The organism is Pandoraea sp. NE5 (assembly GCF_024363545.1).
GTDB lineage: Bacteria > Pseudomonadota > Gammaproteobacteria > Burkholderiales > Burkholderiaceae > Pandoraea > Pandoraea cepalis.
In genome coordinates this window covers 1,585,572-1,601,029 of sequence record NZ_AP025517.1, presented here as the reverse complement: position 1 = coordinate 1,601,029, position 15,458 = coordinate 1,585,572, and the positions used below count along the sequence as shown (strand labels likewise).

Here is a 15,458-nt window from a genome sequence, read left to right as displayed (position 1 = left end):
TACGTCAACGTCGGTGCAAACCGGTACGTCTCGATTAGCGCGCCGTCACCACCGGAATGCCCTTGAGCGACTTGCCGCTGCTGCGAGCATGCGCCAGCGCCTGCTCGACGGCATCGCTCGTGGCGGGCGTCACGTTCAGCCGTGCCGCAATCGTGGCCTCGACGCGCTTGACCATCGCCAGGTTCGCCAGCTTCACATGACCATAGCCGCGAATCTTCGCCGGCGCTTCGGCCAGCGCGATCACGTCAGCCAACGTGTCGGCCGACAGGCCCGCCAACGCGCGCTCCAACGTCGTGCGATAGTCCGCGATCAACTGACGCTCCATGCGGCGCTCCAGCGTGTAACCGAAGACGTCGAGCGCACCGCCGCGCAAACCGCGCAGCTTCGCCATGCCGCGCAACACTGGCCACAGCCACGGCCCGATGGTCACCTTCTTGGGCACCGCACCGTCCTTGCCGCGTGCAATCAGCGGCGGCGCCATATGGAACTCGACACGGAAGTCGCGCCCCGGCTTGCCCTCGAAGGTCTCGCCCAACGCGTCGGCGAACGCCGTTTGCGCATACAGTCGCGCCACTTCGTACTCGTCCTTGTACGCCATCAGGCGCGAGAGCTGCTGCGCCACGGCGCGCGACAAGCGGCCAGGCGCCCCCGCCACACGCGTTTCCGCATCGGCCACCTGCTTCACGAAGGCAGCGAACTGCGCCGCATACGCTGCACTCTGGTACTGCGTCAGCAACGTCACGCGATGCGCAACGAGCTCGTCGAACGTCATGTCGTCGGCGACCGGGGCATGCACCGGCACCGGCGTGGCCTTGGCCGTCGTCTGCGTCAGCGCCGTCGGATCCCCCGCCGCCAACCGACCGATCGCCAGCGCCAGCTGGTTCATCGGCACCGCCACGTTGTTCAGTTCGATCGCACGTTGCAGTGCATGCAGCGACACCGGTACCAGCCCCAGTTGCCACGCAAAGCCGAGCATGATGATGTTCGCGCCCATCGTGTCGCCGAGGAAACGCTGGGCGAGCGCCTGAGCGTCGCACGCATCGAGCTTGTCGCTACCTGCCGCATGACGCATCTTCTCGAGCAGCGCGTCGGCATGAAGATTCGCGTCGGGGTTCTGCACGAACGTCGCGTTCGGAATCGCATGCGTGTTGACCACCACGCGCGTGCGGTCGCGTCGCACGGTTTGCAGCGCATCCGCACTGGCGCCCACCACCATGTCGCACGCGAGCAGCACGTCGGCCTGCTGCGTGTCGATACGCACCTGGTTGAGTGCTTGCGGCGTGTTGGCGAAGCGCACGAACGACAGCACCGCGCCGCCCTTCTGCGCGAAACCCATGAAGTCGAGCACCGACGCGCTCTTGCCTTCGAGGTGCGCTGCCATCGTGATGAGCGCGCCAATCGTCACCACACCGGTGCCGCCCACGCCCGTGACCATGATGTCGAACGGTGCATCGCCGGCGAGCGCGCTCGGCTGCGGCAGCGCGTTCAGACGCCCTTCGAAGGCCGCCTGATCGAAGGCGGCGGCGAGCGCCTTCTTCAACTGCGCGCCCTTGACCGACACGAAGCTCGGGCAGAAACCGTTCACGCAGGAGAAGTCCTTGTTGCACGACGACTGATCGATGCGACGCTTGCGCCCCAGTGCCGTTTCCACCGGCTCGACCGACAGACAATTCGATGCCACGCCGCAATCGCCGCAGCCCTCGCAAACGGCCTCGTTGATGAACAGACGCCGATCCGGATTCGGGAATTCGTTTTTCTTCCGACGACGACGCTTCTCGGCCGCGCACGTCTGATCGTAGATGAGCACGGTCGTGCCGGCGATCTCGCGCAACTCGCGTTGCACGGCGTCGAGTTCGCTGCGGTGATGGAACGTCGTGCCCTTCGGGAACTGGCCTTCGTGGCCGATGTACTTCTCCGGCTCGTCGCTCACCACGACGAGTTTCGCAATGCCCTCCGCTTCGACCTGACGCGCGATCTGCGGCACCGAAATCGAACCGTCGACCGGCTGGCCACCCGTCATCGCCACGGCGTCGTTATAGAGAATCTTGTAGGTGATGTTCGCCTTCGAGGCCACGGCCTGGCGAATCGCGAGCAGACCGGAGTGGAAGTACGTGCCGTCGCCCAGATTCTGGAAGACGTGCGCACGCTTGGTGAAGTGCGAGTGCGCGGCCCAGTCCACGCCCTCGCCGCCCATCTGGATCAACCCCGTGGTGTCGCGATCCATCCACGACGCCATGAAGTGACACCCGATGCCGGCCTGCGCGATGGAGCCTTCGGGCACCTTCGTCGACGTATTGTGCGGGCAACCCGAGCAGAAATACGGCACGCGGCGCACGCCGTCGGCCGCATTCGACAGGATGTCGTGCGCCACGAGATCGACCACACGCTCACGACGATCCAGCGCCGGACGATGCTTCGCCAGCCACTCGGCGAACACCGGCAACACGCGCGACGGCCGCAACTCGCCCAGCGCGGAGAGCAGCACGCGGCCCTCGGCGTCGGTCTTGCCGAGCACGCTCGGGCGCGTGCCCGTCGTGCGGTTGTACAGGTATTGCTTGATCTGCTGTTCAACGACTGGGCCCTTCTCCTCGATCACGAGGATTTCCTTCAGGCCAGCGACAAAGGTGTCCAGGCGCGACATGTCGAGCGGGAACGACAGGCCGACCTTGTAGATGCGCACACCGGCCGCGGCAAGATCGTCGACGGTGATGTCCAGGCGGCGCAGCGTCTCCATCAGGTCGAGATGTGCCTTGCCGCACGTCACGATACCGATGTCGGCGTCCGGGGACGGGGCAATCCACTTGTCGATGCTGTTCACGCGCGAAAAGGCGCGCACGGCGTCGAGCTTGTCCGCCAGACGCGCTTCGAGCGCCAGGCTCGGCAGATCGGGCCAGCGGTTGTGCAGGCCACCCGCAGGCGCAACGTAGTCCGACGGCTCGACCCAGTCGGTGCGGATCTTGTCGAGATCGACGGTGCCGCGCGATTCGACCGTCTCGGAGATGGCCTTCAAGCCAGCCCAGGCGCCCGAGAAGCGCGACAGCGCATAACCGTAGAGACCGAATTCGACGAGTTCGCCGATGTCGGCCGGGTTGAGCACGGGCATGCTCCACGACATCATCGTAAAGTCGCTCTGATGCGGCATCGACGACGACACGCAACCGTGGTCGTCGCCCGCCACCACAACCACGCCACCGTGGCGCGACGCCCCGTAAGCGTTACCGTGCTTGAGTGCATCGCCCGCGCGATCCACGCCCGGCCCCTTGCCGTACCACATGCCAAACACACCCTCGACGGTGCGCTCCGGGTCGGCTTCCACGCGTTGCGTGCCCATGACGGCGGTACCGCCCAACTCTTCGTTGATCGCCGGCAGGAACTTGACGTTGGCCGCATCGAGCAGCTTCTTCGCCTTCCACAACTGCTGATCCACGCCGCCGAGCGGCGAGCCGCGATAGCCGCTGATGAATCCCGCGGTGTTCAGGCCGCGCGCGGCGTCGAGCTGATGCTGCATCAGCAGGATGCGCACGAGCGCCTGCGTGCCGGTGAGGAAAATCTGACCGCGACTGGCCGCGAGCGCGTCGGAGAGCTGGTAATCGGGATGGGCCAGGGGATTGGCCGTCGGCGTCGCGAGGGCGGCGCGCATGGGGGCATTCATTGTGTCTCTCCTGATCCCCCGCGGCCTGCGTCAGATCGATCTGACGGCGACATCGGCCGTGTTTCGGGGGCAATTGTTCTGTTCGTCTCGACGTTCCGACCGCATCGAGCGGCCACGCATCGGTATGCAAGCAGTGTATGGGGAGGCACGAGAAAGATTTTTACTATTTCACTCCGTTTGGCGCACAATAAGAAACGTTCATTTCGTAAACGGCGGTTTTGAGAAATGGAATTACTCGATAATTTTGCGCGCCAGATTCTGCGACTGTTGCAGATCGACTCGCGCCGCTCGGCGCAGGAGCTGTCGGATAACGTGGGGTTGTCGGCAACTCCGTGCTGGCGGCGCATCAAGGACATGGAGCAAAGCGGCGTGATCCAGCGCTACACGGTGCTGCTCGATCGGGAAAAGCTCGGCCTGCACGTATGCGCCCTGGCCCACGTACAACTCACCCGCCATACGGAGGGCGGCACGGAGCAGTTCGAGCGCGAAATCCGCACCTGCCCGGAAGTGACGGAGTGCTACAGCACCACGGGCGAAGCCGACTACATCCTCAAAATCGTGGCGCCCGACATCAAGGCCTACGACGCGTTCCTGCACGAACACATCTTCCGTCTGCCCGCGGTGGCCAACGTCAAGACCAGCGTCGTGCTGCGTGAAATCAAGTTCGATACGAGCCTGCCGATCTGACGCGCGGCTTTCATCCCCTTCCCATTCATTGACATCGCGTCACCTCGCCCCTTGACGCGTCGGTCGTTCTTCGTCAACAATGCAAATGATTCTTATTAACATTTTCGTCTCAAGGCCGAACCTATCCGGCCGCAGGACGTGAGATCTTTCGCCAGCCGCGCCTGCCGGCGTGTTCCCGAGCCTTGATAACGACACGCGGAACACGACGATTGCCACGAGCGCTTGCCAGCCAGCAACGGGGTTTTCTTGCTCTGGGAGCCAGCAGTGAAGCAGTCGTCAAGCGGCGGGGGCCGCGCTATTGTCATGTCAACGCGCCGGGGTGGCCGGAAATTCGGCACCCACGGCTCGATCCGATCCGAAGATTCGCAACGCGATCGTGCGCGTCGATGGCGTCTTCGCCCGCTCGCAGGGGCGGTGCTTGCTGCGTTCTGGTCGCCCGCGGTCTTCGCGCAACCGGCCTCGAGCACGGGCTCGGCCCAGTCGGTTGAGACGCTTCAACTCGCGCAAGCCTCGCCCAACACGCCCTTGCAGCTCGCTGAAGCCAATTTGCGGGAGGTGAACGTCACGGCGACGCGCACGCCGACCGAAGCGGATCGAACCCCGGCGTCGATTTCGGTCATTACCGATCAGGATCTCGAAGAACAACAAGCGCAAGACATCAAGGAGGCCCTGCGCTACGAGCCAGGCGTCACCGTGCGCCGCGCGCCGTATCGTCCCGCATCGGCGGCCGCCGGCGGCGGTCGCGACGGCAATTCGAGCATCAACATTCGTGGCCTCGAAGGCAACCGCGTGGCGCTCTTCGAAGACGGCATCCGCATGCCGTCCGGCTATGCGTTCGGTCCGCTCGAAGCGGGTCGCGGTGATTACATGAGCATGGACGTGCTGCGCCGCATCGAAATCCTGCGCGGCCCCGCCTCTTCGCTCTACGGCAGCGACGGGCTCACCGGCGTCGTCAACTTCCTCACCAAGGATCCGCAAGACCTGCTTGATGTCTTCGGCAAGTCGACCTACTTCTCTCTGCGTCCCTACTACAACTCGATAGACCGCAGTTTCGGCACGACCGCCCAGGCCGCGTGGGGCGGCGAGCAGTGGCAGGGCATGGTGATCGTCGACGGCAACAAGGGCCACGAACTCGACGGCAAGGGCACCAACAACTCGGCCAGCACGTCGCGCACAACGGCCAACCCGCAGGACAGCAACGGCGACTCTGTGCTCGGCAAACTGGTCTTCAAGGCCACGCCCCGCTCGACGTTCAAGCTCACGGGCGAGACCGTGCGCCGTCGGGTGGACGCGAGCGTTCTGTCGTCCATCAATCCGCCCACGACGCTGGGTCTGACCACGAGCGATCGTCTAGAACGCAACCGCGTCAGCCTCGATTACGACTTCAACGACGCGTCGCAGGCCTATGTCCAGAACGCGCACGCGCTGCTGTACTTCCAGGACGCGAAAAACAGCCAGTTCGCGTACGAGCAACGCACGGCGGGCGATCGCACGCGCGACAACACGTACAAGGAGCGCACCGTCGGCGGCGCCGTGCAGGCGGAAAGCCACTTCACGACCGGCCCGCTCGCGCACAAGTTCGTGTACGGCGCCGACGCGAGCCTCGCGTACATCACCAGCTATCGCAACGGCACCGTGCCCGGCATGGGCGAGTCGTTCCCCAACAAGGCGTTCCCGGACACCGACTACACACTGTTCGGCGCCTTCGCGCAGGACGAGATCCGCTACGGCGCGCTGAGCGTCACGCCGGGCATTCGCTACGACGCCTACTGGCTCTCGCCGAAGCAGAACGATCCGCTGTACGTATCGCAGACGGCCTCCGGCGCACGCGTTCAACCGACTTCGTCGAACGATGGCGCGTTCTCGCCGCGCCTGGCGGTCATGTACGAGATCGCCCCTTCGCTGATTCCGTACGTGCAGTACGCACGCGGCTTCCGCACGCCAACGCCCGATCAGGTCAACAACGGCTTCTCGAATCCGATCTTCGGTTACATGTCGATCGCGAACCCGAACCTCAAGCCCGAGACGAGCGACACGTTAGAGCTGGGGTTGCGCGGACGCCTCGCCACCACGCTCGGCCCCGTCACCTACAGCACCGCCGTCTTCGCCGGCAACTACCGCAATTTCATCTCGCAGCAGAACATCAGCGGCTCGGGCCGCCCGAGCGATCCGCTCATCTATCAGTACGTGAACTACAGCCGTGCCCGCATCCAGGGCTGGGAGGGCCGCGCCACGTGGGCGCTCCAGGGCGGCGTGACGCTGCGCACGGCGATGGCCTACACACACGGCACGACGCAAAACAACGGCGCCGCCACCCAGCCGCTCAACACCGTCAATCCGTTCTCGATGGTGCTCGGCGTGCGCTACGAGCCGAACACGACGTGGTTCGCGCAAGCCGACCTGCTCTTTCAGGCCGCGAAGGCACAAAGCCAGATCGCGAAAACCTGCACCTCGGGCACGCAGCAGAACCAGACCTGCTGGGCGCCGCCGTCGTCGGTCGTACTCGACCTGTCGGGCGGCTATCGCCTCAACAAGTCCGCGACGCTCTACGCCGGCATCTACAACGTGTTCGACCGCAAGGCCTGGAACTGGTCGGACGTGCGCGGCCTCGCCGATAGCTCAACGCTCAAGGACGCGTATTCGGCACCGGGCCGCAGCGTGGCCGTGAGCCTGAAGCTTCAGTACTGATTCGACGGCTCGAGACTCGCAACGCCGCACCCGCCATCACGCAACGAACGCAACCCCCGCCACCAAGGAATCGCCATGATGAACACGCAAACCGCTACTCCCGCCGCCCGCCCGGCGTTCCCCGCGCTCGCCGACGTCACCCGTCTGCGCAGCGACTTCCACCGCGTCAAGACCGAACGGAACCTGCGCGATCGCGACGCCGCCGCCGCCCTGGGCGTCTCCGAAGGCGAGACGGTCGCGGCGTTCGTCGGCGAGCACGTCGTGAGGCTGCGTCCCGAGTTCATCGAGATCGTCAAAGCGTTGCCCGCGCTGGGGCGCGTGATGGCGCTCACGCGCAACAACGCCGCGGTTCACGAAAAGGACGGTCAGTACGAGAAGCTCTCGCACACGGGCACCATTGGCCTGGGGCTCGGCAAAGACCTCGACCTGCGCGTCTTCTATCACCAATGGGCGTTCGGGTATGCCGTCGAAACGCCGACGGAGAACGGCCCCCGCCGCTCGTTGCAGTTCTTCGACAAGACCGGCACTGCCGTGCACAAGATGTTCCTGCGCGATCACAGCGACGCGCTTGCGTATGACGCCCTCGTCGCCCGCTTTCGCGCGAGCGACCAGACGCCGGGTCAGCACGTCGTCGCTGCCGACGCCCCGAAGGCCGAGACGCCCGACGCCGACATCGACGCCGCCGCCTTCCAGCGCGACTGGCTGGCCATGACCGACACCCATCAGTTCTTCGAACTGCTCAAGCGGCACCGAGTGTCGCGCGCCCAAGCTTTGCGTCTCGCCCCCGAAGGTCATGCGCAGCGCGTGAGGGCGGCATCGGTGCGCGCGTTGCTCGACGATGCCGCCGGCACCGCCCTGCCGATCATGGTGTTCGTCGGCAACGCGGGCATGATCCAGATCCACACGGGGCCGGTCACGACGATTCGCGTCATGGGTCCGTGGGTCAATGTGCTCGATCCGGGCTTCAACCTGCATCTGCGTGAAGACCTCGTCGACTCGGCCTGGATCGTGCGCAAGCCGACGGCAGATGGCATCGTCACCTCGCTGGAACTGCTCGATGCCTCGGGCATGGTGATCGCCATGTTCTTTGGTGAGCGCAAGCCCGGGCAGGCCGAGCGCGACGACTGGCGCGAGACGCTCGTTCGAGTGAGGCATGCGTCGCACGCGGAAGACGCACAAGGCGTCACGGAGACTTCGACGTGAACCGCCCGATCGACACACGCGGGGCCTCGCGGCGCGCGCTGTTGACCAGCAGCGCTGCGCTGGCAGCCGGCGCGTGGCTGGGCGCGCGCGTCATGACGACGCAGGCCAACGCAACGACGCCTGAGGCGCCTGGGCGAGGCGGGCCGAAGCGCGTCGTGGTCGCAGGCGGCGCACTCACCGAAATCGTCTACGCGCTCGGTGCGCAGGATCGCGTGATCGCCAACGATCTGACGAGCCTGTATCCGGAAGCGGCCACCCGGCTGCCCAAGATCGGGTACCTGCGCACCTTGTCGGCGGAAGGCGTGCTCTCGCTGCGTCCCGACCTGCTGCTCGCGGGCGCGGAAGCGGGTCCGCCCAACGTGCTGTCGCAGATCGCGGCGGCGGGCGTGCCTGTCGAGCGCTTCGTACACGGCTATACCGCCGAGCGAGTGATCGACAACATTCGCGCCGTTGCCACCGCTCTGCGCGTGCCCAAGGACGGCGCACGTGTGGCGGACCGCTTTACCGCCGACTGGCTGCGCGTTCGCGACGACGTCGAACAACGGTATGGCATCGCGCGCCGCCCACGCGTGCTGTTCATCCTCGGCCACATGGGCAACCAGGTGATGGTGGCGGGGCAAGACACGGCGGCGCACGCCATGCTCGCCTACGCCGGTGCGGAGAATGCGTTGCGTGGCTTCACCGGCTATCGGCCGCTGACGGCGGAAGCGGCCGTCGCGGCCCAGCCCGACGTGCTGCTCACGACCACGACCGGGCCATCGCCCGCCGATCCCGCGGTAACGCTGCTCGCACAACCGGGGCTCGCGAACACACCCGCCGGACGCGCCAAACGCGTGGTGAGCTTCGATGCGCTGTATCTGCTCGGCTTCGGTCCGCGACTGCCGCTGGCGGTTGCCGATCTCGCGCTGCGCGTGCACACCGTTTGACCATGCGCCAAGGCTATCCCGAAATCCGCCATTCGCCCGTAAACGAAACTATGCCAGCCGCGCCTGCGCTACCAAAGTCGTTGCCATCACGCCCCTCTGAAGCGGGACGGCCCACGACCGTTGCCGCCACACTGCATCACACCGGCACGGTGCGACGCCGCCCGCCACGATGGTGCGTCATGACGGCACTGGCCGCCTTGCTCGCCGTCGCGGTGCTCGCTGCGCTATGCGGCGGGGCCTATCGCATCGCGCCCGGAGAAGCGATTGCTGTGCTGTTCCGGGGCGCCACAGGGGACTTCGCGCAGGACCAGGCACGCAACGTCATGTTGCAGATTCGCCTGCCGCGCATCGTGCTCGGTATCCTGGTCGGCGCGGGCTTCGGCGCCGCCGGCGCCGCGTTGCAGGCCCTCTTCCGCAACCCGCTCGCCGACCCCGGACTGATCGGCGTGGCCAGCGGTGCGGCGTTGGGCGCGGCAGGGGTGATCGTCCTCGGCGGTGTTCTGCTTCCGGCGGCGTTCGCGGCGTCGCTCGGCCTGTGGTTGCTGCCGGTGGCGGCGTTCGTCGGCGCGCTTGGCGTCACCACGCTCGTCTACCGTCTGGCCGCGGGACGCGGTCGCCTCGCCCTGCCGTTGCTGTTGCTCGCCGGCATTGCGATCAATGCCGTCTCGGGGGCGGCCATCGGTTTGCTCACCTACCTCGCCGACGATACGCAGTTGCGCACGCTCACCTTCTGGACGCTCGGCAGTCTCGGCGGCGCGCAATGGCCGATGCTCGGCGTAATCGTATGGCCGGTCGCGCTGGGGATCGTCGCGCTCGCCACACAGTGCCGCTCGCTGAACGCCTTGTTGCTGGGCGAAGCGGAGGCGTTGCATCTGGGCGTCGCCGTGCAGTCGGTCAAGCGTCGAGTGATGGTGGCATGCGCGCTGTGCATCGGTGCGCTGGTCGCGTCGAGCGGCATGATCGGATTCATCGGCCTGATCGCACCGCATATCGTGCGGCTGGTCGTCGGGCCCGACCCGCGCGCCGTGCTCCCGGCAGCCGCGCTCTTCGGTGCGATCCTGACGTTGCTTGCCGATCTGGTCGCGCGCACCTGGGTTTCGCCGGCCGAGTTACCGTTGGGCATTCTCACGGCACTGCTCGGCGCGCCGTTCTTCCTGATGCTGCTGTGGCGACGCCGCGGACAGTTTGGGCTATGACGCTCATCGATCCGGTCTGATAGAACAGGACATCGCCATGCTCAGTGCACACGACCTCACGATTGCCCACACCGATTCGCCCGTGCTCGACGGCCTGTCGCTCGACATCCGTCCCGGCGAACTGCTGGTGCTGCTTGGCCGCAACGGCGCGGGCAAGAGCACGCTGCTCAAGGCGATGGCCGGCGATCCGCTGCCCACGCGCACGCACATGCGCGGCGACATCACGCTCAACGGTGCGCCGCTCGCGCAATACGCCCCGGCGGCGTTGGCTCGCTTGCGTGCCGTGCTGCCGCAAACGGCGCAGTTGGCGTTTCCGTTCAGTGCGCTTGATATCGTGGCGATGGGGCGTCTGCCCTACCCGAAATCGCACAGACGGGACGCCTCCGGCAAGACCGTCGCGAGCGATACGGAAATCGCGACGCTCGCGCTGGAACGCGCGGGGGCGCTGCCGCTACGGCAGCGTGACGTGATGACCTTGTCTGGCGGGGAATGGGCGCGAGTGCAGTTTGCACGAGTCCTTGCGCAGCTATGGCCCGACGACGAGGCTTCGGCCCCGTCGGTGCCGCGCTATCTGCTGCTGGACGAACCGACGGCGGCGCTCGACCTGGCGCATCAGCATCACCTGCTCTCGCTCACGCGCGAACTTGCCGCAACGTGGGGATTCGGTGCGATGGCCATCGTGCACGACGTCAACCTCGCGGCGCGTCACGCGGACCGTATGGCGTTGCTTGCCAACGGACGCATTCTTGCAGAAGGGATACCTCGCGACGTGATGCGCGCCGACCTCATCGAGGCAACGCTCGGCTTGCCGGTGCACGTGATGACGCCTGAGACATTGCCCGGCTATCCAAGGCTCAAAGACGCATCCGCAGGCGTGCCCTTCGCATTGCCCGCGTGAACACGCCACGCGGTTCACGCGTCGGCGCGACCTGGGCCCAACCCCGTTCATCCCAACGGCGTCAGACCGCTCAGGCAGCGGGCACGCCGTCCTTTGCGAGATTCGCGCGTGCGCACAAGACGGCGGCGAGATCCCACAGGGCGTAGCCCACGCTCTTGAAAATCACCGGCCCGCTCGAACGGAAGCGATCAGGGGTGATGATGGCGTCGAGCAACGGTGCGGCACGTCCCCAGTCGATGGCCGCATGCAGCAGATCGCCGGCTTCGTGCTTGACCTCCCAGGTATCGACGACGAGCGTGCCGCGCACGGCGGCGTCGCGACACAGCTGCGGCGGCAACTCGCGCATGTCCGGACGGAACGCACCGACGCCCGCGACGAAGATGTCGTCGCGCCAGCGCAGCACGTCGCTATCGGGCAGCACAGGCTCGCTGCTGGTGGTCGCGGCAATCACGATGCTCACGGTGTTCAGCACAGGCTCCACCGCGTCGACCACGGTCGCTTCCACACCAAGCGTAGCGGCATGTTCCGCGAGCGCGTGGGCGCGCTCCGCGCTGCGTGAAAAGATCATGAAGTGCCGCGTGCCCATGCCTGCGGCAAACGCTTCCAGGTGCGCCCTCGCCTGCACGCCGGCCCCGACGATCAACACCGGTCCCTTGGGGCGCGGCGCGAACTTGCGGGCGGCGAACAGCGTCACGGCGGCCGTGCGTCGACCGGTGATGGTGGGCCCGTCGAGCAACATTAATCGCTCTCCGGTATGCGGATCGAACACCATCACCTCACCGATGATGGAAGGCTTTCCCGCACGGCAATTCTCCGGATGCACGGTGATGTGCTTGGTCATCGCGACATCGCGATTGGCGGCGGGCATCACCAGCAGCACACCGCCACGGCGGCCGCGCTCCGGTTCGGTCAACGCGAAATGCAGACGCGCGGGCGCGCGCGCGGTGCCCGCGCGCATCTCCATGAGCATGGCCTCGATGCCGTCGGCCAACTGAGGGTACGGCAACAACTGTGCGGTTTGATGCGCGTCCAGCGTGATCATCGATGGGTCTCCGCGCCGGGGCGTGCGTCATTGTCGGGCGGCGGCGCGCTCGTCGCCGTCACATTGCGTCACGCATTGGCAGGTCTGATTCGAGTGTAGCCTGCATCGCGTGAACGCGTCTGCCGCATCAAAAATTATTCGCGATGCAGCGCACATGCGCTCAGCGACTCGCATTGCGCATGCGCTTGCCATCGTCGAGCGTCGCACCGCGCACTTCGAAGTGCACGCGGTCACGCATTGCTCCGGCAGCATCGACGAGTTCGAGCGTGTGACGCCCCGGCCACGGCAGCCACCCCACACGCGCACGGCCCGCAAGCGGCTTGCCGTCGAGCCGCCATGCCGCCCCCTTCGGCCAGGCGGCCGCCACCTGGAACCACAGACGCTGGTTCGCCGGCGGAATATCCGGGTCGAGCGCCACGATCGTGCCGTCGGGCGGCCCGGCAATTCGCCAGAGCGGTCCGCCGGGCGCTTTGGTCGCGAGCGAGGAAAGCACGATTGTGCGCTGCGACGTTCCGCGAAGGAACCACTCGTCGCGTGCAGGTTCAACGCGCTCGGCGTACTGCACCGCAACATGCTCAAGTCCGGGCGGCGGCGTGGGCGGCAGGCTCGCCGTGCGTCGATGCAGATAGTCCATGAGGCGATGCCAGATCGGTGCGGCTCCCGACACCCCGGAGACGTCCCACATCGGCGCACCGTCGGCATTGCCCACCCACACCCCGACCGTATAGTGTCGCGAGTACCCGACGGCCCAGTTGTCGCGCATGTCCTTGCTGGTGCCCGTCTTCACGGCGGTCCAGTAGCGCGTCGAGAGCGGGCTGTCGAGCCCGAACGTGCGGGTGCGCGCCTGCCGGTCGGCGATCATGTCAGAGACGATGAAACTCACCTGCGGCGAAAAGACGGTCGTGGGCGTTACCTCTCTGGCGCGCGCTTTCGTGACGTCACCCGCGCGCGGGCGTACCGACGCCGGCATGCGCTCGTTCACGCCGCTGGCGGTGCCTCCGTTGGCGAGCGCGCGATAGGCATTCGCGAGCGTGAGCAGTGTCACGTCGGCGCTGCCAAGCGCGAGACTGTAGCCGTAGAAGTCGCCGCTTTGCGTGAGCGGCAAGCCGAGTGACACGAGCGTCTGGGCGAACCTGCGCGGTGTGACCATCACGAGCGTGCGCACGGCCGGCACGTTCAGCGACGAGGCCAGCGCCGTGCGCGCGCTGATCCACCCCTTGAAGTGATGATCGTAGTTCTGCGGAATGTACAGGCCGCCCCCCGTGGGCAGATCGATGGGAGAATCGTCGAGGAGCGACGCTGCCGTCAGGCGATGCTCCGCAATCGCCTGGGCGTAGAGAAATGGCTTGAGTGTCGAGCCGGCCTGTCGCAGCGACGTGACGCCATCGACCTGCGCCGCCGACGACAATGGCCCGGAGGAACCAACCCACGCGAGAATGTCGCCGCTTGCGTTATCGATGACGACAATGGCCCCGTCCTGCACGTTGCGCGAACGTCCCGGCGTGCCCAGCTCGCGCAGCGTCTGCTGCAAGGTGGTCACCGCCATGCGCTGGAGATTTGCGTCCAGCGTGCTGACAATTCGCGTGCCCGCGGGCGGACGACTCGCGCTGAACACTCGACGCGCGAAATGCGGTGCAAGGCCAACGGCATCGCGCGTCGTCATGACGCTTGCCGGTCGCGAAAACACGAGTTGCGCGTAGCCATCGAGGCCGTTGCAGTCAGACGCCTGCCTCATGTCACGCAGAATGCCGCAGGCGCGCTGCGCCACGCGCGCGGCGGGCGCGTTCGGCGCGCGCAGCAGCGCAACGGCCAACGCCGATTCGCGCGCGTCGAGTCCGCTGGGGAACTTGCCGAACAGCGTTTGCGAGACGGCCGAGATGCCGACGAGCTCGCCCCGAAACGGCACGAGGTTCAGATAGGCCTCGAGAATCTGATCCTTACGCCAGCGCTGCTCCAGCCACAACGCCGTTGCCGCCTGACCGATCTTCTGCGAAACGGATCGATTGCGGGTACTCGGTCGCAGATCGTCGTCGAGCAGCCCCGCCAACTGCATCGTCAGCGTGGAGGCGCCGCGCGTGCGCGTGTGCCAGAGGTTGCCCCACGCGGCGGCGGCCACGCCGCGCCAATCGACGCCACTGTGCTCGTAAAAGCGCTTGTCCTCGGAAACGATCAACGCCTCGCGAAAAGCGGGCGAGACATCGGCGAGCGTTACCCAGTCGCCGCGTTGCGCCTGCATGTCGGCCCGCAGGCGCTGCAAGGGTTCGCCGCGACGATCCAGCAGGATCCAGTCCGACGCGCGCCAGTCACGATGCACCTCGTCAAACGACGGGACGGCGCGCGCGGGTGCCGGGGACAGAAATGCCCCGAGCATCAGCGCAACGCTCAACACGACCTGACGGCCAACGCCCCAGCCCCGATGTTCAATCACGGCGCACATGCGTCTCACCCGGTTGCGACAAATCCGCGGGACGCACTGCCAGGATGCCGGCCGCGAGCATCAGTTGCGCGAGTGCGTAAAGAATCCAGATGGCGTACTCCTGCGCCATGATGGGGCCCACGAAGCGCGTGGTGCCGATGAGCGCGTCCGAGACCGTGAAAAGCAGCGCGCCGACGGCGGCCCATTCGCTCGGCAGGTCGGCCAGCAGCGCCGCCGAGGCCATCATCGCCAGCACGATCACGTAGCACGCCACTGGTGCCTTGAGTTCCCCCATTCCCGGCCAGTACATCGCGTACGCCAGCGCCGCCGCCGCCCACACCAGCACGATGGCGACGCGATGCCAACCGGGCACCTTCGCCCAAGGGCGCCGCAAGCGCCAGAACAACACGAAATACGCGAGATGGGCCAGCAGGAATGCGCCAAGGCCCAGAATGAAACCTTGCGCCAAGGTCGGCGAGGCGAGCAGCACGTCACCCGCGCCCGACAGGATCAGCGCCGCGCAAAGCCACACCCGCTCGCGCGGCACCCGGTGGTAAAGCGCCGCGAACAACAACAATGCACACAACAGCACCTTTGCAATGCCCTGGTCGGCATAAGGTGCGCCGCGCAACGCCAACGCATAGGCGGCGCCCGCAATCGCGGCCAGCCACCAGAAGCGGCGCGCCTCTCGTGGCAGCGCCGCCGCCGGGTCAAAGAAGTTCGACGTCATGACAGTGCGCCCCCATTCGT

General features: G+C 66.4%; 10 protein-coding genes. 6 read left to right on the top strand and 4 right to left on the bottom strand.

What is annotated here, in order from left to right; translation table 11 throughout:
- Positions 1-34 precede the first annotated feature (34 nt).
- Positions 35-3,652, bottom strand: a complete 3,618-nt coding sequence (locus PanNE5_RS07305) for an indolepyruvate ferredoxin oxidoreductase family protein (protein ID WP_261939548.1) — start codon at positions 3,650-3,652, stop codon at positions 35-37.
- A 225-nt stretch (positions 3,653-3,877) separates the two neighbouring features.
- On the opposite strand from PanNE5_RS07305, the gene PanNE5_RS07300 reads away from it, so the two are divergent.
- The 6 genes from PanNE5_RS07300 (at position 3,878) to PanNE5_RS07275 (ending at position 11,250) form a co-directional block, all read left to right on the top strand.
- Entirely contained in the window at positions 3,878-4,339 is a 462-nt protein-coding gene (locus PanNE5_RS07300) for an Lrp/AsnC family transcriptional regulator (RefSeq protein WP_130027606.1), read from the top strand.
- A gap of 303 nt (positions 4,340-4,642) precedes the next feature.
- On the top strand, positions 4,643-7,027 hold the full coding sequence (locus PanNE5_RS07295; protein ID WP_261939547.1) for a TonB-dependent hemoglobin/transferrin/lactoferrin family receptor: 2,385 nt from the start codon (positions 4,643-4,645) through the stop codon (positions 7,025-7,027).
- 75 nt (positions 7,028-7,102) lie between these two features.
- On the top strand, positions 7,103-8,230 hold the full coding sequence (locus tag PanNE5_RS07290; protein WP_261939546.1) for a hemin-degrading factor: 1,128 nt from the start codon (positions 7,103-7,105) through the stop codon (positions 8,228-8,230).
- Positions 8,231-8,322: 92 nt separating this feature from the next.
- A complete protein-coding gene (locus tag PanNE5_RS07285; protein WP_410007583.1) occupies positions 8,323-9,156 on the top strand; it encodes a hemin ABC transporter substrate-binding protein in 834 nt (277 codons plus the stop codon).
- 50 nt (positions 9,157-9,206) lie between these two features.
- Positions 9,207-10,352 (top strand): FecCD family ABC transporter permease, encoded by a 1,146-nt coding sequence (locus tag PanNE5_RS07280; protein WP_261939544.1) that lies wholly within the window; start codon positions 9,207-9,209, stop codon positions 10,350-10,352.
- Positions 10,353-10,389: 37 nt separating this feature from the next.
- Positions 10,390-11,250 carry a heme ABC transporter ATP-binding protein gene (locus tag PanNE5_RS07275; protein ID WP_261939543.1) on the top strand — a complete coding sequence of 287 codons (861 nt, stop codon included), beginning with the start codon at positions 10,390-10,392 and terminating at the stop codon, positions 11,248-11,250.
- 70 nt (positions 11,251-11,320) lie between these two features.
- Here PanNE5_RS07275 and PanNE5_RS07270 read toward each other — a convergent pair whose 3' ends face one another.
- From PanNE5_RS07270 to PanNE5_RS07260, 3 genes are all read right to left on the bottom strand, one after another.
- Positions 11,321-12,292 carry a delta(1)-pyrroline-2-carboxylate reductase family protein gene (locus PanNE5_RS07270; protein WP_150563992.1) on the bottom strand — a complete coding sequence of 324 codons (972 nt, stop codon included), beginning with the start codon at positions 12,290-12,292 and terminating at the stop codon, positions 11,321-11,323.
- Positions 12,293-12,452: 160 nt separating this feature from the next.
- A complete protein-coding gene (gene pbpC / locus PanNE5_RS07265; protein WP_261939542.1) occupies positions 12,453-14,729 on the bottom strand; it encodes a penicillin-binding protein 1C in 2,277 nt (758 codons plus the stop codon).
- Complete coding sequence (locus PanNE5_RS07260) at positions 14,713-15,438, bottom strand: lysoplasmalogenase (RefSeq protein ID WP_017233860.1); 726 nt, start codon at positions 15,436-15,438, stop codon at positions 14,713-14,715. The genes pbpC and PanNE5_RS07260 overlap by 17 nt, the downstream gene beginning before the upstream one ends.
- Positions 15,439-15,458 lie beyond the last annotated feature (20 nt).

Bases quoted from the DNA above. Each gene is read 5' to 3' on its own strand.
- PanNE5_RS07280 (WP_261939544.1), top strand. From the start codon at position 9,207: ATGCCAGCCGCGCCTGCGCTACCAAAGTCGTTGCCATCACGCCCCTCT.
- PanNE5_RS07285 (WP_410007583.1), top strand. From the start codon at position 8,323: ATGACGACGCAGGCCAACGCAACGACGCCTGAGGCGCCTGGGCGAGGC.
- PanNE5_RS07275 (WP_261939543.1), top strand. From the start codon at position 10,390: ATGCTCAGTGCACACGACCTCACGATTGCCCACACCGATTCGCCCGTG.
- PanNE5_RS07295 (WP_261939547.1), top strand. From the start codon at position 4,643: ATGTCAACGCGCCGGGGTGGCCGGAAATTCGGCACCCACGGCTCGATC.
- PanNE5_RS07300 (WP_130027606.1), top strand. From the start codon at position 3,878: ATGGAATTACTCGATAATTTTGCGCGCCAGATTCTGCGACTGTTGCAG.
- PanNE5_RS07270 (WP_150563992.1), bottom strand. From the start codon at position 12,292: ATGATCACGCTGGACGCGCATCAAACCGCACAGTTGTTGCCGTACCCT.
- PanNE5_RS07260 (WP_017233860.1), bottom strand. From the start codon at position 15,438: ATGACGTCGAACTTCTTTGACCCGGCGGCGGCGCTGCCACGAGAGGCG.
- PanNE5_RS07305 (WP_261939548.1), bottom strand. From the start codon at position 3,652: ATGAATGCCCCCATGCGCGCCGCCCTCGCGACGCCGACGGCCAATCCC.
- pbpC (WP_261939542.1), bottom strand. From the start codon at position 14,729: ATGTGCGCCGTGATTGAACATCGGGGCTGGGGCGTTGGCCGTCAGGTC.
- PanNE5_RS07290 (WP_261939546.1), top strand. From the start codon at position 7,103: ATGATGAACACGCAAACCGCTACTCCCGCCGCCCGCCCGGCGTTCCCC.